The sequence below is a fragment of the Acinetobacter sp. AS5 genome (assembly GCF_048957595.1).
Taxonomy (GTDB): domain Bacteria; phylum Pseudomonadota; class Gammaproteobacteria; order Pseudomonadales; family Moraxellaceae; genus Acinetobacter.
In genome coordinates this window covers 30,775-50,051 of sequence record NZ_JARDAL010000008.1, presented here as the reverse complement: position 1 = coordinate 50,051, position 19,277 = coordinate 30,775, and the positions used below count along the sequence as shown (strand labels likewise).

Genomic DNA, 19,277 nt, shown 5'->3' with positions numbered 1-19,277 from the left:
ATAAACAGGCTTTAGCTTGAATATTCTTTAAACGGTGATACGCCCCACCCGCACCGACAATGGCCAGCGAATCACTCTAGGCAATTCTGGATCTTCCCATTCTGGCAATAAGGCATCTGCCAGTACGTTCAGTGGATTATGTCCAAGTGCGTTAGTGGCAGCTTTCACAGCTGACCAAGTACTCATATAACCAATTAACTGATAAAAGTTCCATTCAACCTCTAATACCGGTGGCTGAATCACAATTTCCTGAAATGGAAATGGTAGATTTTTATATCCTTCATCTACATGGCGACGTTCAGGCGGCCAGTACGGTGCAAGCGTGACTTCATAAAAATGCTTAAAATAATGATTCAGATGTGGCTCATCCACACTGAACACGCCATAGCTAATTAAAGCCAGAATGGCTTTAGGTTTCGCGATGCGTCGAACTTCTGCGTAGAATTTTTCCAGATCGAGCCAATGCGCTGCTTGAGCCACTGAAATCAGATCAATACTCTGGTCAGCACACGGGATCTCTTCAGCGAATGCCTGACCATACTGAATTTTTGGATGCGGTTTGGCCTGGGCAATCTGTTCACTACTCGCATCAATAGCAATCACCTGATCAAAATAATTCGCCAAAACTTCTGAAAGCTGTCCAGAACCACAGCCGACATCTACAGCCAATTTGGTACTTGGTGACAGCTCTGCCAATAGCTTTCCCAATGCATCCGGATAATGCGGACGAAACAAGGCATAATCCTGTGATTGCTGGGAGAAATGATCTTTAAATTCCCTATTTTCCATATATGCTTTCCAGACCAGTTTTATTTCAGTCTAAATAGCCGGTCAGGGAATGCAGTTGGAATTTGGTTTCAGTCACTTCCTGTTTTTAAAATGCAGAATTCATCTATTCAATAAGATCATCTTGCTGAGTTAGTCATTCAAGCTATTCTGCTTGATCTGATACTCTGCCTTGAAGGCTTTATAGCTCAGCCGGTCTGCGAAGACTTCTGTTAAAGGACTGACCTCCTGCATCGAGGACAAGCAGCGCTCTGTCAGCTGAATATATTCCTGTGTCCCTTTGCTTTTCCAGGCAATTTCTTTGGCGTCCAAGGGACGGATGACCCGCGCTGGACTACCGAGCACCAGTGAATTTTCCAGAATTTGAGCTTTAGCTTTAACCGTGCTATTGGCACCGATAATGGTATTTTCACCAATTTCGGCTTCATCCAGAATCACGCTGTTCATGCCGACCAATACATTTTTGCGAATGATACAACCATGTAAAATCGCGCCATGTCCGATATGGCCATATTCTTCGACCAGGGTGACACTACCGGGAAAGCCATGAATGGTGCAGGAATCCTGAACATTGGCATTTTTCTGGATATGAATCCCACCAAAGTCGGCTCTTAAAGTAGCGAAAGGCCCGATATATACGCCCTCTTCAATCACCACATCCCCGATCAGAACAGCTTGCGGATGCACATAAGCGCGAGAGCTGACCACAGGAATCACACCATCAATGGCATAATACGGCATTATTTTATTCCTTTAAAAATGCAGAATTAGATTAGCTGACGGCTTCCAGTCGCAAACCGCCAAAACGTTTATAAAATTGTGGATGTACTGGTGGCATCGAACCTTCCGAAGTTCGTGCGATCTCCATAAAGAATTCATCCCCTGCCGCAACCACGGTTTGATATAAATTACTGCTTAAATTACGGGCATTCAGGGAAAGCCAGTTAGACGGCAATAATTCAAAAGGCAGATTCGGATCTTTTAATAAAATCCGGCGGAATTGATGAATCAGCAAAATTCGTAACTGAAAAGCCTGAACCGGATCCAGTTCATCTTCCTGTTCCACCAGATGAAAGAATTCCCGGAAATCCGCAATGAATTTTTCATAACGCTGATGCAGTTCCTGCACCGGCCAATTGGTGGCAACCATGCGTTTTACAGTTGGATAGGATTCCTGCCAGAGCTGCAAAGTTTCAGCTTTAAACACCACGACTTGGTCGGTCATTTTCAGGTTCAGCAGCAGGTTTTGCAGTTTCTGATGATCACAGCCCGGATAGGCCATGACATTGGTGGCGATATTGGCAAAGCCCAGCCATTCCAGTTCTTTTTTCAGAACCAGTTTATTTTCCAATTCCACTGAACTGAGTAGCACCAGATCCCATTTCTGATCCCATTCGGTATGCTGAAAACTATAAATTTTTTGATCTGCCATAATAAAACGCTGGCGGCTGCTTTCGGTTACGCGATAATAACTGGTGCGACCAATTTTCTCAGACATCAGCCAGCCATTTTGGACCAGACGGAATACGGCAGTCCGTACTGATCGTTCATTAAACCCGAAGACATCCATGAGCTGAATCAGACTGGCCAGACTGATGATGCCCCCTCGGTGAAAAATACAGTCACCGAAGATGGTCATGATTAATGAGGTTCCGCTGAGTGCTTCAGTTTGAATAAAGTCATCAATTATTTGTTTTAATTTCGGATTCATTGCGTTTAACTTTACCTTATAGAAACTGGATGATAGACCATTTGGCTATCATCCAATAGTACTTCATGCAGACTTGCGGATATCAAAAACGCGCTGTGCCTTACCTTCAGAGCGTGGCAGACTGCCTTCAGGCAACACTTCGACACTTACGGTGATTCCGACCATAGTTTTAATCTGGCTTTTCAGCTGAGTTGCCAGCTGGTGCGCCATAATGTCACTGCTATCTTTACGCATTTCGGTACGGATATGCAATGTATCCAGATGTCCCTGTTTGCAAATCTGAATCTGGTAGTTCGGAATCAGTTGCTGGATTTGTAAAATCTGCTCTTCAATCTGTGATGGGAAGACATTCACCCCACGGATAATCATCATGTCATCACTACGGCCGACAATCTTGTCCATACGGCGCATGGTGCGTGCCGTGCCTGGCAATAAACGGGTCAGATCACGGGTACGGTAACGGATTACCGGCATGCCTTCTTTAGTAATGGTGGTAAATACCAGTTCACCCAGTTCGCCATCTGGCAGCACTTCACCGGTTTCAGGATGAATAATTTCAGGATAGAAATGATCTTCCCAAATGGTTGGGCCATCTTTGGATTCCAGACATTCCATCGCGACACCGGGTCCCATGACTTCTGATAAACCATAAATATCCAGTGCATCAATGCCCAGACGCTCTTCGATTTCCTTGCGCATTTCATTGGTCCATGGCTCTGCACCAAATACACCGGTTTTAATCGAACAGTTTTTGGCTGTGCCAAATTTCTTCTCAAGCGCTTCAATAATGTTCAGGCAGTAAGATGGCGTAACCATCAGTGCTGTCGGTTTAAAGTCATGAATCAGTTGCGCCTGTTTATCGGTTTGTCCGCCAGACATTGGGATCACGGTTGCACCCAAGCGTTCAACGCCATAATGCGCACCTAAACCACCCGTAAACAGACCATAACCATAAGACACCTGGATGATATCTTTACTGCTCAAGCCGGCTGCGCGTAATGAACGTGCCACTACATCTGACCAGACATTAATATCATTTTGAGTATAACCAACTACGGTCGGTTGACCGGTGGTGCCAGAAGATGCGTGTACACGCACAATCTGTTCCTGTGGCACAGCGAACATGCCAAATGGATAGTTATCGCGTAAATCCTGTTTGGTGGTAAACGGGAATTTGGCCAGATCTTCCAGTGATTTGAAATCATCCGGATGCACGCCAGCATCATCGAATTTCTTTTTATAAACCGGACTGTTCTGATAAGCATGTTGCAACGTCTTTTTCATACGCTGTAGCTGGACACTGCGTAACTCATCAACCGATACCGTTTCAATTTTTTCCATTGCATTGTTATTCATATTCTTGCTCCTGAAGCGGTCGTCCTGACCACTATTTAATTCATTAATTGAATGATGTCCTTAATCCATATTTTCTAAAATCAGCGCGACTCCCTGACCGACACCGACACACATGGTGCAGAGTGCGTATTTTCCATTACGACGTTTCAGTTCTTTCATGGCCGTGATCACCAGACGGGTACCACTCATGCCAAGCGGATGTCCTAAAGCAATGGCACCACCATTTGGGTTGATTCTCGAGTCATCATCTTGCAAACCGAGTTCACGAATCACCGCCAGTGACTGCGCAGCAAAAGCTTCATTCAGCTCAATCACATCCATCTGATCTAAATTTAGTCCGGTCTGCTGCAAAACTTTATGTACGGCTGACACCGGCCCGATGCCCATATATTTGGCTGCGACACCAGCACTGGCCATACCGACCACTTTGGCTTGAGGAGTTAAACTATGCTGATCGGCAAATTTCTGATTACCCAGTAATACACAAGCTGCACCATCATTGACGCCCGAAGCATTGCCGGCGGTGACTGAACCACCTGTAGCGCGAAATGCTGCTTTCAATCTTTCCAAGCTTTCTAGTGTGGTCTCTGCACGCGGATGCTCATCTTGGGAAATAGTCAGCGTAGTCTTCTTGGGAGCATTAATTTCTACTGGCAAGATTTCTGCAGTAAAAATACCGTTTTGCTGTGCAACTGCTGTTTTTTGCTGACTGCGGTAAGCGAATAAATCCTGATCTGCCCGGCTGATCTGGTATTTCTCGGCTACATTTTCTGCCGTTTCTGGCATGCTGTCGACGCCAAACTGAGCTTTGAATTTTGGATTGATGAAGCGCCAGCCAATGGTGGTGTCATAAATTTCTGGGGTACGGCTGAAGGCAGTCTTGGGTTTGGACTGTACAAACGGCGCACGGCTCATCGATTCCACCCCACCAGCCAGTACAAATTGTGCTTCACCGGATTTAATGGCGCGTGCTGCCAGACCAATCGCATCCAGGCCTGAGGCACATAAGCGGTTCACGGTGATCGCTGGAACAGAATCAGGCAGCCCTGCGAGTAAAGCAGCCATACGCGCAACGTTACGATTATCTTCGCCAGCCTGATTGGCACAGCCTAAAATGACTTCATCCAGTTCAGCCCATGGCAATGCAGGATGCTGATTTTTCAGATACTGAATCGGTAAAGCTGCCAGATCATCGGCACGGATACCGCTCAACCCACCAGCATAGCGTCCAATCGGGGTGCGTATTCCATCAAAAATATAAACCTGTTCCATGATTTTTTCCTTTTAGCCAGCTACTCGGAATTGTGGTTGCTGAGCTTGTTGTGCATTTCCCTGCACCGCTTTCTTTGCTAAATATATACTAGTTCTATAGCGTTCTTCGCCATAAATACGATACATATTTTCTAAAATTTGTAAAATTGTGTAATATCCAATTCTGTCTACCCACTCAAATGGACCCTGAGGATAATTCACACCATATTTCATAGCAGAATCAATATCTTGCTCTGATGCAATATCATGCAATACGGCTTCACAGGCTTCATTCACCAACATGGCGATACTACGTATAACATAAAGCCCTGGATGATCCTTAGACCAAATTGGTATCAAATTCATACCTATGAGGAATAGTTCTGCCGCTTGGCGCTGTTCTTCACTACACGCCGGTGATGCCACCACCGGAATCGCCTGGGCATTAGCCCAATCTGCATGCCAGTCCATCAACACCACTGGGTCATGCGGATAAGCCAGTTCAACCGACTCGCCAAGCGATAATCGCAGGGAAAGATCACCAATCAGGATTTCATTCTGGTCTGCCGCCTGAAAAATAAGATCCACATGAGAGGCCTGTTTTAAGCGTTCAATCAGTGCTAAGGAATGCAACCATTCACCTTTTACCGTGACTTTGAGCTTATTCAGCGACTTGGCATAACTGACTGGCAATTCATATACAGGCACAGGCTTGGACTGCGTGTAATCATAAAAACCCTGACCGGACTTGCGACCATAACAGCCTGCATCGACCAGCTCTTTTTGAATCAAGGACGGGCGGTAGCGTGGCTCATAGAAAAATTCTTGATAGACACTTTGCGTGACCGAGAAATTCACATCCTGACCAATCAGGTCGGTGAGTTCACACGGTCCCATGGCAAAACGGCCACATTCACGCATGATGTAATCGAGCTGTTCCGGGGTAGTGGCATTTTCCTGCAAGGCGCGAAAGGCTTCGGCATAATACGGTCGCGCGACACGATTGACGATAAAACCGGGCGTCGATTTGGCCCGTACCGGAACCTTGTTCCAGTGCTTCATCAGATCAAATACTGCATCGGCAATCGCTGCTGAAGTTTTCAGTCCGCGGATAATCTCGACCAGTTTCATCACCGGCGCCGGATTAAAGAAATGCAGACCAATCACTCGCTCTGGATGTGGAATCGCCGAGGCAATTGCAGTAATGGAAATCGAAGAAGTATTGGACGCAAAAATCGTCTGTTCCGGGCAAATGGCAGCCAGCTGTTGAAACAGGTTTTGTTTCACTTCTTTCTTCTCAACAATGGCTTCAATAATTAAGCCCGCATCGGCAAGCTGCTGAATGTCCTCTGCCACGATCAGATTGGCGAAGGTACTTTCCAGCAATTGCTGGGTCATTTTGCCATTTTTTACACGCTTGCTGAGCTGTGCCTCTAAAGCATTTAAGGCACTCTGAACTTTGCTGCGATCGAGATCAAACACATAGGTCGGATGCCCGTGCATGGCGGCCAGTTGTGCAATACCAATCCCCATGGTTCCCGCACCGACCACAGCAACTTTGACTTGTTCTAAATTGATCTGCTGCATGATTTAGCATCCTTTATATTCAGGGGTACGCTTCTGCATAAATGCTTGTACACCTTCTTTATAGTCGCTTGAACGTCCAGCCAGACGTTGCAGGTCACGTTCCAGAATGAGCTGCTCGTCCAGATTATTGTCGGCTGCGGCATGAATGGCTTTTTTGATCAGGGACAGACCATAGGTCGGTTGCTGAGCCAGATGCTCCGCCAATTTTTTCGCTTCTGCTTGCAGTTGCTCATCTTCAACCACCTGCCAGATCATGCCCAGTTGTACTGCGCGCTCAGCCGGAATTTTATCGCCGAGCATGGCAAGGCCCATCGCCTGAGCACGGCCGACCAGACGCGGCAAGAACCAGGTACCACCTGAATCTGGTACTAAACCTAGACGGCAAAAGGCCTGAATAAAGGAAGCCGATTTTGCTGCCACCACAATGTCACACGCTAGGGCAATATTGGCACCTGCCCCTGCTGCCACACCATTCACCGCACAAATCACCGGTTTAGGCATTTCGGTAATCAGCTTGATCAAAGGGTTGTAATATTTTTCAATCGACAGGCCTAAGTCCGGTGCATCGGCATTCGGATCGACCACGCGGTCATTCAGATCCTGACCGGCACAAAAACCGCGGCCTTCGGCTGAAATCACAACGGCACGAATCTGGCTGTCTTTGGCCCAGGCCTTGATGACCTTGGAAACTTCCTGATGCATGGTTTCATTAAAGCTGTTGAGCTGTTTTGGACGGTTAAAGGTCAGGTAGCCCACTGCATTTTTTTCTTCGACAATAATTGTTTGATAATCCATTACACACCTCTAAATTCTGGTTTTCTTTTTTCTAAAAATGCATTGATGCCTTCCTGGCGATCTTGGGTTGCCGCCAGCCAGACAAAATGTTGACGTTCAAGTTTCAATCCCTGACTTAAAGTCACTTCATGAATCGACTTTAAGGATTGCTTGATAGCACGAATGGCCAGCGGTGCCTGCTTGGAAATTTTTTCTGCCAGTTCCAGTGCGTATTGCACGGTCAGTCCTGCCGGACAAACCTGACTGCTAATGCCATATTGCAATGCGGTCTGTGCCGAAATCATTTCACCGGTCATGGCCCAACGCATCGTTAATTGCTGACCGACCAGACGGGCCAGACGCTGTGTTCCACCGGCACCCGGCAGCATGCCCAAACCGATTTCAGGCAAGGCAAACTGGGCATTTTCTCCGGTCAGCACCATGTCGCCATGTAAAGCCAACTCGAAACCTGCACCAAAAGCATAACCATTCACAGCCATGATTAAAGGCTTGGAAAATTCATCAATTTTTTTCCAAAGCAGTGGGCGCTGGTCTTGCTGGATGCTGACCACATCTAACTGCGCCAGCTCATTTAAATCAGCACCGGCAGCAAAGCATTGCGTATTTCCGGTGATGACCACGGCTTTCACAGCAGCATCTGTTTCCAAGTCCTGTAGACAGGCTGCAATGTTTTGCAAGGTGGCATTGTTTAAGGCATTGCGCTTTTCCGGGCGATTCAGCTCGATCAGTACCACACCTGGCTTGGTTGAGCTGGTTTTAATGTAGGTCATCCTTGAACTCCTGCTATGCTCGCGGTGCTGTAAATTCAGCTGTTATTCATCAAAACTGAGTCGGACATTGGCCGTGGTTGGACGTGCCTGACAACTGAGCACATAGCCTTTCTGAATTTCATCTTCTTCCAGACTGTAATTCACCGCCATTTCAACCTGTCCCTCTAACACCTTACATTTACAGGTGGCACAAACACCGCCCTTACAGGCATATGGCAGGTCGGCTCCGGCACGTAGCGCAGCATCTAAAATACTGTCATCCTGTTTGGAGACTTCAACAATCAGCTCGCGACCATCCAGAACAATATTGACGCGTTCTTCGCTACGGCTTTCCATCTGCTGGGCGGTTGCTTTCGGTGCAGTACCGGTATTGAAGCGTTCAGTGTGAATCTTACTGCGCTGAATGCCCCAAGTCGGTAATACCGTTTCGACTGCTGTCATCATTTCTTCAGGACCGCAAGCGAAACAGTGATCTGCTTCGGCAGAAATCAGATTGGCCTGAAATAACTGCTGCAATTTGTCTGCATCAATCCGACCATTAAAGATCTCGCTGTCATTCAGTTCACGTGAAAAAATATTTACCAGTTGCAGACGTTCCTTAAAACGGTCTTTCAAGTCCATGATCTGTTCAGAGAACATGGTCTGTTTCCAGGAGCGGTTACCATATACCAGAGTGAATGTTGCTTCCGCTTGACGGTTCAACACCGACTTTACAATCGATAAAATTGGCGTAATGCCACTGCCTGCTGCAAATCCTAGATAATTCTGGCCACCAGCCTTGGCGGCTTTCTGAAAGAACACCCCTTGCGGTGGCATGACTTCTAGTACATCGCCCGCTTTGAGATGCGCATTGGCCCAGGTTGAAAACTGACCCTGATCAATTTTTTTAATCGCAATACTCATGTCTTCCTGCGTATCACTGCAGATCGAGTAACAGCGGCGCAGCTCGCCGTCATCGGTTAAATGACGAATGGTCAGGTGCTGACCCGGCTGATATTGGAAAGCATCCAACTGCTCAGGCGCGAGATCAAAGGCAATGCAGATCGCCTGCTCGGTTTGTGGCTGAATCGATTTAATGGTTAATGGTATAAATTGGCTCATGGCAAAATCCTTCTTTTAGGTGGCGGTGTTCAGGCTTGTTATTGGTTTACCCTGCCCACCGCGCAATCGTTACAATCAAATACATTTGAAATAGTCAAAAGTTTCTAAGCAGTCCCGACATTGATATAAAGCTTTACAGGCGGTCGAACCGAATTCACTTAATAATTTGCTGTTGTTACTTAAGCACTGTGGACAGGTGATGCCATCGGTCAATGCCACATGCGTACCACAGCTATGTGACTGGCCTTGCGGCGGGGCAATACCATATTGCTGTAATTTGTGTTTGCCCGATTCACTCATCCAGTCCGTGGTCCAGGCTTGAGACAGGTCCACAATGACTTTGACCGGCGTCAAACCATTGGCCTCGAAAGCCTGGGTAATTTCTGCTTTTAATAAATCCGTGGCCGGACAGCCGCTATAGGTCGGCGTGAGTCGCACCACAATTTCATCCTGCTGATTCAGCTCGACGCCACGAATCATACCCAGATCAATCACTGACAATACCGGAATCTCTGGATCAGAAACCTGCTGTAAAACGTCCCAACATTGATCTTCTACGTGTCGAATCAGATTCATGCGACTCACTCCCTGTGATTGTGCCGAATTACCAGTTCATGTTTGGATATGAGCGCTGCATGTATTGCAGTTCAGCCAAAACAAAACCGAGATGTTCTGTATGTAAACCCTGTTTAGCCCCACTGCGATAAGCACCCAGCTCTGGCAGGCTTAATTTAAATCGCGCTAGCTCGGTTGTAATGGTCTCCAGCCACTGTGCTTTTAAATGTTCAATCTCTGGAATGACACCGCTCTCAACCAGCTGTCTTTCATCAGCCGTCAGGACAAAAAGCTCTTCGGTAAAACGCCATAACTGGTTTAAACCTTGCTGGGTTTTGTCATGCGCTTCTGCGGTACCTAAACTTAAGCGTTCCATCCAGGTAGTGGAAAAACGCTGGTGATATTTCACTTCTTTGAGTGATTTCACTGCAAAAGCAGCTAGTTCAGTATGCTGACTTTGACTTAAGGCGCTAAACAATAAAGCATGGTAGTGATCCATCAACCACTGGCGCACCAAAGTCTGGGCAAAATCACCATTCGGCTGTTCGCACAGCAGCAAATTACGGTATTCACGCTCGGTGCGGAAATAAGCCAGCTTGTCTTCATCACGACCCTGTCCTTCCACTTCCCCCGCCAGACTGAGTGCAGTACGTGCCTGACCCAATAAATCCAGTCCGATATTGGCCAAGGCAATATCCAGCTCCAGTTCAGGTGCATGACCACACCACTCTGCCAAACGATGTGACAGGATCAGTTGACTGTCACCCACATGTAAAAGAAATTCTGCCAATACTTGATTTGTCATAATCTTCACCTTTCCCTTTACATGTGCTCGATGCCAGCTGGAATGTTATAAAAGGTTGGATGGCGATAAACCTTGTCCAGAGCGGGTTCAAAAAATTCTGCTTTTTCATCTGGCTGTGAAGAGGTAATCAATTCAGATTTCACCACCCAGATACTGATACCTTCATTGCGGCGGGTATATACATCGCGGGCATTTTGTAGTGCGACTTCCTCATCTGGTGCACGCAGGCTGCCGACATGACGGTGACTCAGACCCTGTTTACTACGCACAAACACTTCATAAAGTGACCAGTTGTTTTTGTTATTCATGAGCAAAATTCCCTATATTGATCAAACTGTTTTAAGCAACTTTTTGTGCTTGTGACTGTTGCTGCTGTTTTTGAGCATAGACTGCTGCAGACTCACGTACCCACTTGCCGCCTTCCCAAGCTTTGCGGCGTGCTTCAATACGCTCATGGTTACACGGTCCCTTGCCTGCAAGAATCGCAAAAAACTCATCCCAATTAATTTCACCAAATTCGTAATGTCCGGTGGCTTCATTGAATTTAAGGTCTGGATCTGGAACGGTTAAACCAAGCTGTAAGACTTGCGACACGGTGTTATCGACAAATTTCTGACGTAGCTCATCGTTACTGAATAATTTAATTTTCCATTGCATACTTTGTGCACTGTTCGGTGAATTATCATCACTTGGACCAAACATCATCAGTGCCGGCCACCAGAAACGATTCACTGCATCCTGTGCCATCTGCTTTTGTTCCGGCGTACCATTGGCCAATTCCATCATGGCTTCAAAGCCCTGACGCTGATGGAAACTCTCTTCTTTACACACACGCACCATGGCACGTGCATAAGGACCATAAGACGTACGGCACAGCGCAACCTGATTGACAATTGCTGCACCATCCACCAGCCAGCCAATCGCTGCAACATCGGCCCAGCTCAGGGTTGGATAGTTAAAAATGGATGAATATTTCATGCGACCGGCAATCAGTTTATCCATCATATCGTCACGATCGGCACCCAGGGTTTCTGCAGCACTGTACAGATACAAGGCATGACCGGCTTCGTCCTGAACTTTTGCCATTAGCACGGCTTTACGTTTTAAAGTCGGTGCACGGGTAATCCAGTTGCCTTCCGGCAACATACCCACCACTTCAGAGTGTGCGTGCTGACCGATCTGACGAATCAAGGTCTTACGATAAGCATCCGGCATCCAGTCCTTCGGCTCGATGGAAATATCCTTTTCAATCTTTTGATCGAAGATTTGTTGTTGGTTATTCATTGTTCCCTCACTTATCCCAAGTGTTGATACACCCAAATTAAAACGATACGTAATTAAAATCAATATCTATTTATTGGTATCATTTAATTTTTATCCTTATTTTTAATAAATATTTGTTTTATATAACTTAATATTTTTTATTTTATTGTTATGCATTTTTAAACACAGATTTATGATTGACATTTTCAATTTTTCAACACAAATTATGAAACATCAAAATTAAAATACTTCTCAAAACGTATCATAAATGGAGTTTTTACAATGTTAGAGTTAGACAGCAGCTCAAGCACAACGGATTATCAAGATACTGCATCAACCCATAATCCTATTGCCATCAAAAGCTTAGCTTCACTGGTGTACGGCCAGGAATACACAGCGCAAGCCGATTTACGTACGGTTTATCATGCCATTAGCGGTGAAGCGGTTTATCAGGTCGGCAGTCAGGGCATCGATACCCAAGCCGTGGTGAAGTATGCCAAACAAAAAGGCGCGGCTATTGCCACATGGACCTTCCATCAACGTGCCAATGCACTGAAGCAAGTGGCACAATATTTGATGGAACGCAAAGAAGACTTTTATGAACTTGCCAAAGCAACCGGCTGTACCCGTAAAGATGCCTGGATTGATGTTGAAGGTGGGATTGGCACCTTATATGCCTATTCAAGTTTGGTGCGTCGTGAACTGAGTGATGAAACAGCATTGGTGGAAGATGCCTGGATTCCGCTTTCTAAGCAAGGTAGCTTTGGCGCGAAACATATTCTGACGCCTAAAGCCGGTGTCGCCGTGCATATCAATGCCTTTAACTTTCCGATCTGGGGCATGCTGGAAAAAATCGCACCGACACTGCTGGCAGGCGTACCCTGTATTGTCAAACCGGCCACTGAAGGTGCCGAGCTGACTCATGCCGTGGTCAAAGCCATTCATGAAAGCGGCTTTTTACCAGAAGGTTCACTTCAGCTGATTTGCGGTCAGATTTATGATTTATTTGATCATTTAAATCCTCAAGATACGGTCACCTTTACCGGTTCAGCATCAACAGGACAAAAACTCCGTTCTCATCCGCACCTCAATGCCTACTCTATTCCATTCACGATGGAGGCAGATTCAGTCAACAGCGCGATTTTGACTGAACAAGCCAATGACGAAAGCATTGATTTATTTGTCCGTGAAGTCTTCCGTGAAATGACCTCTAAAGCCGGACAAAAATGTACCGCAATTCGTCGTGCATTCATTCCGGCTGAACTTTTGGACACCGTACAGAGTCGCCTAATTGAAAAACTGAAAAAAGTCGTTGTGGGTGATCCGGCTCAGGAAGGCGTGACGATGGGTGCTTTGGCCAGCGTCAAACAGAAACACGATGTCGCGGCAAAAGTTGAACAGCTCAGCCAGGATGCAGAGATCGTATTCGGTAGCCACTTGCGTCAGGACTTTAAGATTCAAGTACAAAACGCTGAAAAGTCTGCATGCTATCCACCGACAGTTTTGGTATGCAAAGTGCCAGCTCAGGCAGAAAATATCCATAAGATTGAAGCCTTTGGACCTGTAGTGACTTTAATGCCATATACTGACCTGGCTCAACTTGCTGACCTGGTGGCACGTGGCGAAGGTAGTCTGGTGGCATCCATCGTACGCAATACCGATGAAAATATTGAACAACTGCTCAGCAAAATTTCGCCATGGCATGGTCGTGTACACATTCTGGATGCTGAAAGTGCCAAAGAAAGTACCGGACATGGTTCGCCATTGCCCTTACTGGTGCATGGTGGGCCAGGACGTGCCGGTGGTGGTGAAGAACTCGGTGGCTTGCGCGCAGTCAAACATTATATGCAACGTACTGCGATTCAAGGCTCGCCAAATGCCATGACCCAAGTCGGCCATAGCTGGACTGCCGGAGCTCAGGTCTTTGAAGACCGAGTGCATCCTTTTAAAAAATCATTTGATGAATTGCGTATCGGTGAACGTTTACTGACTGCACGACGTAGCGTGACCGAAGCAGATCTGGTGAATTTCGGCTGCCTGAGCGGTGATCATTTCTATGCGCATATGGACAAGATTGCTGCAGCAGAATCGCTGTTTGGTGAGCGTGTTGCCCATGGCTATTTCGTGGTGTCTGCTGCGGCCGGTTTATTCGTTGATGCCGCTCAGGGTCCAGTCATTGCCAACTATGGCATGGACAACTTACGCTTTGTGGAGCCAGTAAAAATTGGCGACACCATTCAGGTAGAACTGACCTGTAAGCAGAAAACTCCAAAAGCACTGCGCGATCCGGCACAGAAGCCACATGGTGTGGTGGTCTGGGATATTAAAGTGAAAAACCAGCGCGATGAACTGGTTGCAACCTATGATATTTTAACCCTGGTTGAACGTGGCTAAAAATGCACACTAAAAAAAGGAATCATTATGATTCCTTTTTTTAGTCTTTAAAAATTATTTGTATCTATTCTTAAAAACAGATTGACGCCTATCCATTTAGCCTCTAGATTAATTAAATGCGATACAATATAAAAATAACAATCAAATTAAAAGTATCAAATAAATATCTCAAACGATCAGCACAGGATGTTGCATGATGAATGATAAATCGCTGAACCTAGAAATGGTTGAAAGGACGATTCAACCGCCAAATCAAAGTTTTGAGCCTACACCAGCAGAATCGGCCGTGCCGCTGTCTGAACAGATTGAACCGCCACCGGAAAGCAGCACCTACCAATGGTATGTGGTGGTCATTTGTATGGGGGCTTACATTCTGTCATTTGTAGACCGTCAAATTTTATCGCTCATGATTGAACCGATTAAAGCCGATTTAATGCTGAGCGACACCCAGTTCAGCCTATTACAAGGTCTGGCCTTCTCCTTGTTTTATGCCATTATGGGCCTGCCCATTGCCGCACTGGCGGATCAAAAGTCCCGGATTAAAATCATTGCGACCGGGATTGCTTTCTGGAGTCTTGCCACAGCAGCCTGCGGCCTCAGTAAAAACTTTATTCAAATGTTTATTGCACGTCTGAGTGTGGGTGCCGGCGAAGCTGCGCTTTCCCCTGCCTTTTATTCGATCGTTGCCGATTTATTTCCGAAAGATAAATTAGGTCGTGCACTCGGGGTATATGCCATTGGTGCCTTTATTGGTTCGGGCTTAGCTTTCCTGATTGGCGGCTATGTGATTGGCCTGCTCAAAGATGTCAGCTTCGTGGCTTTACCGCTTATTGGTGAAGTAAAAACCTGGCAACTCACCTTTATGATTGTCGGTCTACCGGGCGTATTGCTGGCCCTACTCATGGTGCTGACGGTGTGTGAACCTGCACGTAAGGGTATGAAAGTCGGTCAGGATGGCCAGGTCATTAAAGCATCTTTCAAAAACTCGATCGGTTTTATCAAGACACATAAAAAGACCTTTTTCTGTCATTTTATTGGCTTTTCTTTTTACACCATGATGCTGTATTCGCTGCTAGGCTGGGCACCTGCCTATTACATGCGTAATTTCGGTCTGGATGCGAGTCAAACCGGTTATATCCTCGGTACGATTATTCTAGTCGCGAATACTTCAGGTGCCTTGTTCTGTGGCTGGCTGATCGACTTTTTCTCGAAACGTGGCTATAGCGATGCTGCAATTCGTACCGGTGCCATTGGCTGTACGGCGCTGATTATTCCGAGTGTGCTGTTTACTCAGGTCGATAATATGCAGCTTTCATTTGCGCTGATTTTTGTGGCGATGTTCTTCTCCACTTTCCCGATTCCTGCATCGGCTGCTGCTACGCAAATGCTGACACCAAACCAGCTACGCGCACAAGTATCTGCCAAGTTCCTGCTGGTTTCAAACCTGATTGCCTTAGGCGTCGGAACCACCGCTGTGGCGTTAATTACGGATAAATACTTCCAGAACACCCTGATGGTCGGCAACTCGATCTCGATCGTCAATGCGATTGCCGGATTGATTGGCTTCTTCCTGTTGTACAAGGGCTGCCAGTATTATCGTGAAAGTATGAAAGTCGAGAAACTGGCTGACTAAAATGGCTGGATATTGCTAAACCTTCTTAATTTTCACTTTTAAAGGCCTTTAATTCACATTAAGGGCCTTTTTATATCAGCCCAAAAAGTTCAATTTTCAGGTACTCATCATTCAATTCCGATCCAGCCTAGACAGGCTGCCTAAAAAAACGTATAACACCGTTTTAAATTTACAGGTGTGCACCGTTGAAACTTGTGCTTGCTCCCATGGAAGGCTTAACCGATCCGATTATGCGTGATGTGCTGACATCCGTAGGTAGCTTTGACTGGTGTGTGACCGAGTTTATCCGTGTCACCGATTCCCTTCTGCCCGATCATATTTATCATACTTACTGCCCGGAACTGTTGAATGATGGCAAGACGGCGGCAGGTACACCGGTACATGTCCAATTCTTAGGAAATAATCCGGAGATGCTAGCAGCGAATGCCGCCAAAGTGGCAGCCATGGGCGCACCGGCAATTGACATGAATTTTGGCTGTCCGGCCAAAACCGTGAACCGTCATCGTGGTGGTTCAGTCCTGCTCGATGAACCCGAAGTCGTGCATGAGCTGGTTAAAGCCGTGCGTGATGCAGTGCCTGCGCATATTCCGGTTTCCGCCAAAATGCGTCTGGGTTATATGGACCGTAATTTCATGCTGGAAAATGCCCATGCCATTGAAGATGCAGGAGCAGCATGGGTTACCGTTCATGCACGCACCAAAGCCGATGGCTATACTCCACCCGCTTTTTGGGACCAGCTACAACCGATTCGTGAAGCACTCAAGATCAATGTGATAGCCAATGGTGAAATCTGGAACAATGCCGATGCCAAACAGTGCCGACTAGAATCTGGCTGCGAAGACCTGATGATTGGCCGTGGTGCAGTGACCACACCCGACCTGACTCAATGTATCCGTCAAAACTCGGATGCACCTTTGATGAAATGGAATGAACTGCTACAACTGCAAATTCGTTTTATCAACGGCCCAGCCAAAACTGAGATCGGGATGGTCGGTCGTTACAAGCAATGGCTCGGCATGATGTCGAAACATTATCCTGAAGCCAAAGCATTATGGGATGAAGTAAAACGGATTAAAGTTCTGGCCGAGATTACCGAAAAACTGAAAGCTTCAAATATTTAAAACCAAAAAGCCTTTGAATGATTTAAAGGCTTTTTTATGGACTCGTAAAAGCTTATGACTGCTTAAGATGCTTTAAATTTTCTACATGCTCCCGATTAGTTTTCCAAGATTTTTCTAAAACTTCTTTTTCTAGCCGCAGTTGTATCCATTTTAATTTCGTTTCAGAAATCATCTGTTGATCAAAACTTTTCACATAGTCGGTCCAGCCCGCCCCCCGAAATACATGATTTGGCATCGGCGTTTTAAACACGGCATCTGGCATAAATACAATCACAGAATGCAAAAGATCTGGTTCCACAATATCTGCCAGTAGCTGCTCCAATACTTTGATGTGCTTATAGTTTTGATGAATCGGATTCTGAAATTTATAACTGTGTTTATAGATTTTCTGGGTCCAGGTTTTTTGTCGCTCGTTTCCAAATATCCAGCCTTTATAGTTTTTGGTCTCAATCACAAATATTCCGTAAGGACTTAATAACAGATGATCAATTTGCGTGGTCGCACCTGTCCCGTCTGGAAGAGTCAAATCATTGAGCAGAATATATTGAGGATCTTTTAAATACAGTTTGACATGGGCAGCAACCGCAAATTCTCCTAATTTCCCTTTTAAAAATGGCTTGAATAATTTAAAAATCATCACGCCAAAGAAAAGCAGAAGAATCCACCCTAAACTGGACCAGAGTGGACTTAATAGCTGTATGGTAGAATGTTCCATATTCTAATTTTCATTTATTTTAAGTGCTTAAATATTAATGCGTTCGCTCAATATTTAACAGGATTTCTTTTTTATCCAAACCACCGGCAAATCCTACCAGCTTGCCACTGCGACCAATCACCCGATGACAGGGTGCAATAATCGAAATCGGGTTTTTGCCATTGGCTGCACCCACGGCACGTACTGCCTTGATATTACCCACCTGTTCAGCAATGTCGCGATAGCTTCGCGTCTGTCCGTAGGGAATATTCAGTAGCGCCTGCCAAACCTTTTTCTGAAAATCAGTACCGGCAAAGTCCAAAGGCAGGTCAAAAACATTGCGCTGACCGGCAAAATATTCTTGGAGCTGGCGTCTGGTTTCAATCAATACCGGATGCTGCGGATTTTCAACCAAGGTCGCCAGTTTCACCCGATTCGGCTGTTCACAGTCCCAAAGCACAGCCACCAGCGCGGTTTCATTCGCGACCAGCCGTAACTGACCTACGGGAGAATCCATATACAGATAACTTAAGTTCATGATGGCGCCCTGTCCCAATCACTGAGTTCATTTTCTATATTAACCCAGTTCATCGAGACAAGCAGAAACAAATTATGAAGAGGATACTTTCATCAGCACCAGACCGGAAATGATGAGTACGGCAGCCAGCATACGCAAGGCGGTAGCAGGTTCACCCAGAACCCAAATACCGATGAGAAATGAACCCACTGCACCAATCCCGGTCCAAATCGTATAGGCTGTACCTAGTGGCAAAGTACGCATCGCATAAGCCAGTAAAGCAAAACTCAGTACCATGAAGACAATGGTAATAATACTTGGGGTGAGTCTGGTAAAGCCTTCAGACAGCTTCATTGAATATGCCCAAACGATTTCAAAAATACCCGCAAGAATAAGTACAATCCAGGCCATGCAGCCCTCCTCCTTTTATATAAGAATCAGGCCGTCCTGACGATTTTTCCTGTAAATTCCGATATGCAATTCACAAGGGAGGTCGTTCCTCCTAGGTGTAAAAATTTGATAAAACCACATTGCAGTAATCTGGCTATTTTTACAAAACATGACTTATCGAGATACAACTTAACTTTGCCTTACTCAAATCCTCACGACATTCATGGCTACTCTGGTTATGGTAGATGTTGAAAATGCCAAGTCAGAAATAGTTCTAATAATCGGGCAATTCATCCACAACAATTACATGAGAATGGACTCAGAATATTAAGTTATACACATCAATTAAATTTAAACTATGTCTGGAGTAATTACATAATGAAACACAAATATGCGAGACATTGATCATTTTTTACTTGGTTGAATTATTAACTCTTGATTAACAAATAACCACTAAACACAAGGGTTATATGTAATAAAAAAGAACCCAATTTGAGTTCTTTTTATACAGATTTTGTCTAAATCGCAATCAATCAGGCTACAAACGA

Annotated in this window: 19 protein-coding genes; 3 read left to right on the top strand and 16 right to left on the bottom strand. The window is 45.7% G+C overall.

The features are described from left to right. Positions 1-27: 27 nt before the first annotated feature. The 13 genes from PV763_RS03750 to paaA form a co-directional block, all read right to left on the bottom strand. Entirely contained in the window at positions 28-789 is a 762-nt protein-coding gene (locus tag PV763_RS03750; RefSeq protein ID WP_420937373.1) for a class I SAM-dependent methyltransferase, read from the bottom strand. A gap of 129 nt (positions 790-918) precedes the next feature. Next, positions 919-1,527, bottom strand: coding sequence for a DapH/DapD/GlmU-related protein (locus tag PV763_RS03745; RefSeq protein WP_420937372.1), 609 nt, complete (start codon positions 1,525-1,527; stop codon positions 919-921). A 31-nt stretch (positions 1,528-1,558) separates the two neighbouring features. Continuing rightward, on the bottom strand, positions 1,559-2,497 hold the full coding sequence (paaX, locus tag PV763_RS03740) for a phenylacetic acid degradation operon negative regulatory protein PaaX (protein WP_004279192.1): 939 nt from the start codon (positions 2,495-2,497) through the stop codon (positions 1,559-1,561). A 63-nt stretch (positions 2,498-2,560) separates the two neighbouring features. Beyond that, positions 2,561-3,853 (bottom strand): phenylacetate--CoA ligase PaaK, encoded by a 1,293-nt coding sequence (gene paaK, locus PV763_RS03735; RefSeq protein ID WP_420937371.1) that lies wholly within the window; start codon positions 3,851-3,853, stop codon positions 2,561-2,563. A gap of 60 nt (positions 3,854-3,913) precedes the next feature. Further along, a complete protein-coding gene (gene pcaF, locus PV763_RS03730; RefSeq protein WP_420937370.1) occupies positions 3,914-5,125 on the bottom strand; it encodes a 3-oxoadipyl-CoA thiolase in 1,212 nt (403 codons plus the stop codon). Positions 5,126-5,137: 12 nt separating this feature from the next. Next, a complete protein-coding gene (locus tag PV763_RS03725) occupies positions 5,138-6,691 on the bottom strand; it encodes a 3-hydroxyacyl-CoA dehydrogenase (protein ID WP_420937369.1) in 1,554 nt (517 codons plus the stop codon). A gap of 3 nt (positions 6,692-6,694) precedes the next feature. Continuing rightward, positions 6,695-7,486, bottom strand: a complete 792-nt coding sequence (paaG, locus tag PV763_RS03720) for a 2-(1,2-epoxy-1,2-dihydrophenyl)acetyl-CoA isomerase PaaG (RefSeq protein ID WP_005247159.1) — start codon at positions 7,484-7,486, stop codon at positions 6,695-6,697. Beyond that, positions 7,486-8,256 (bottom strand): enoyl-CoA hydratase-related protein, encoded by a 771-nt coding sequence (locus PV763_RS03715; protein WP_420937368.1) that lies wholly within the window; start codon positions 8,254-8,256, stop codon positions 7,486-7,488. Before PV763_RS03715 ends, paaG begins: the two co-directional genes overlap by 1 nt. Before the next feature lie 42 nt (positions 8,257-8,298). Then, entirely contained in the window at positions 8,299-9,357 is a 1,059-nt protein-coding gene (paaE, locus tag PV763_RS03710) for a 1,2-phenylacetyl-CoA epoxidase subunit PaaE (RefSeq protein WP_420937367.1), read from the bottom strand. 75 nt (positions 9,358-9,432) lie between these two features. Beyond that, the gene (paaD, locus tag PV763_RS03705; protein WP_005247163.1) at positions 9,433-9,933 is read right to left on the bottom strand and encodes a 1,2-phenylacetyl-CoA epoxidase subunit PaaD; all 501 of its coding nucleotides are present in this window, start codon (positions 9,931-9,933) and stop codon (positions 9,433-9,435) included. A 28-nt stretch (positions 9,934-9,961) separates the two neighbouring features. Further along, a complete protein-coding gene (gene paaC, locus PV763_RS03700) occupies positions 9,962-10,717 on the bottom strand; it encodes a 1,2-phenylacetyl-CoA epoxidase subunit PaaC (RefSeq protein ID WP_420937366.1) in 756 nt (251 codons plus the stop codon). 17 nt (positions 10,718-10,734) lie between these two features. After that, the gene (paaB, locus tag PV763_RS03695; RefSeq protein WP_004279183.1) at positions 10,735-11,025 is read right to left on the bottom strand and encodes a 1,2-phenylacetyl-CoA epoxidase subunit PaaB; all 291 of its coding nucleotides are present in this window, start codon (positions 11,023-11,025) and stop codon (positions 10,735-10,737) included. Positions 11,026-11,056: 31 nt separating this feature from the next. Further along, positions 11,057-12,001 carry a 1,2-phenylacetyl-CoA epoxidase subunit PaaA gene (gene paaA / locus PV763_RS03690; protein ID WP_074384100.1) on the bottom strand — a complete coding sequence of 315 codons (945 nt, stop codon included), beginning with the start codon at positions 11,999-12,001 and terminating at the stop codon, positions 11,057-11,059. A gap of 261 nt (positions 12,002-12,262) precedes the next feature. On the opposite strand from paaA, the gene paaZ reads away from it, so the two are divergent. The 3 genes from paaZ to PV763_RS03675 all read left to right on the top strand — a co-directional run bounded on the left by paaZ (position 12,263) and on the right by PV763_RS03675 (position 17,128). Further along, entirely contained in the window at positions 12,263-14,374 is a 2,112-nt protein-coding gene (gene paaZ / locus PV763_RS03685) for a phenylacetic acid degradation bifunctional protein PaaZ (RefSeq protein ID WP_420937365.1), read from the top strand. Between the two features lie 193 nt (positions 14,375-14,567). Further along, the gene (locus tag PV763_RS03680) at positions 14,568-16,007 is read left to right on the top strand and encodes a spinster family MFS transporter (RefSeq protein ID WP_420937364.1); all 1,440 of its coding nucleotides are present in this window, start codon (positions 14,568-14,570) and stop codon (positions 16,005-16,007) included. Between the two features lie 185 nt (positions 16,008-16,192). Continuing rightward, the gene (locus tag PV763_RS03675; protein ID WP_004646052.1) at positions 16,193-17,128 is read left to right on the top strand and encodes a tRNA-dihydrouridine synthase; all 936 of its coding nucleotides are present in this window, start codon (positions 16,193-16,195) and stop codon (positions 17,126-17,128) included. Between the two features lie 52 nt (positions 17,129-17,180). On the opposite strand, the gene PV763_RS03670 is transcribed toward PV763_RS03675, so the two are convergent. The 3 genes from PV763_RS03670 to PV763_RS03660 form a co-directional block, all read right to left on the bottom strand. Further along, complete coding sequence (locus tag PV763_RS03670; RefSeq protein WP_004646051.1) at positions 17,181-17,843, bottom strand: nuclease-related domain-containing protein; 663 nt, start codon at positions 17,841-17,843, stop codon at positions 17,181-17,183. Between the two features lie 34 nt (positions 17,844-17,877). Continuing rightward, positions 17,878-18,360 (bottom strand): methylated-DNA--[protein]-cysteine S-methyltransferase, encoded by a 483-nt coding sequence (locus PV763_RS03665; protein WP_278357388.1) that lies wholly within the window; start codon positions 18,358-18,360, stop codon positions 17,878-17,880. Positions 18,361-18,432: 72 nt separating this feature from the next. Further along, positions 18,433-18,750 carry a DMT family transporter gene (locus tag PV763_RS03660; protein WP_004279177.1) on the bottom strand — a complete coding sequence of 106 codons (318 nt, stop codon included), beginning with the start codon at positions 18,748-18,750 and terminating at the stop codon, positions 18,433-18,435. Positions 18,751-19,277 lie beyond the last annotated feature (527 nt).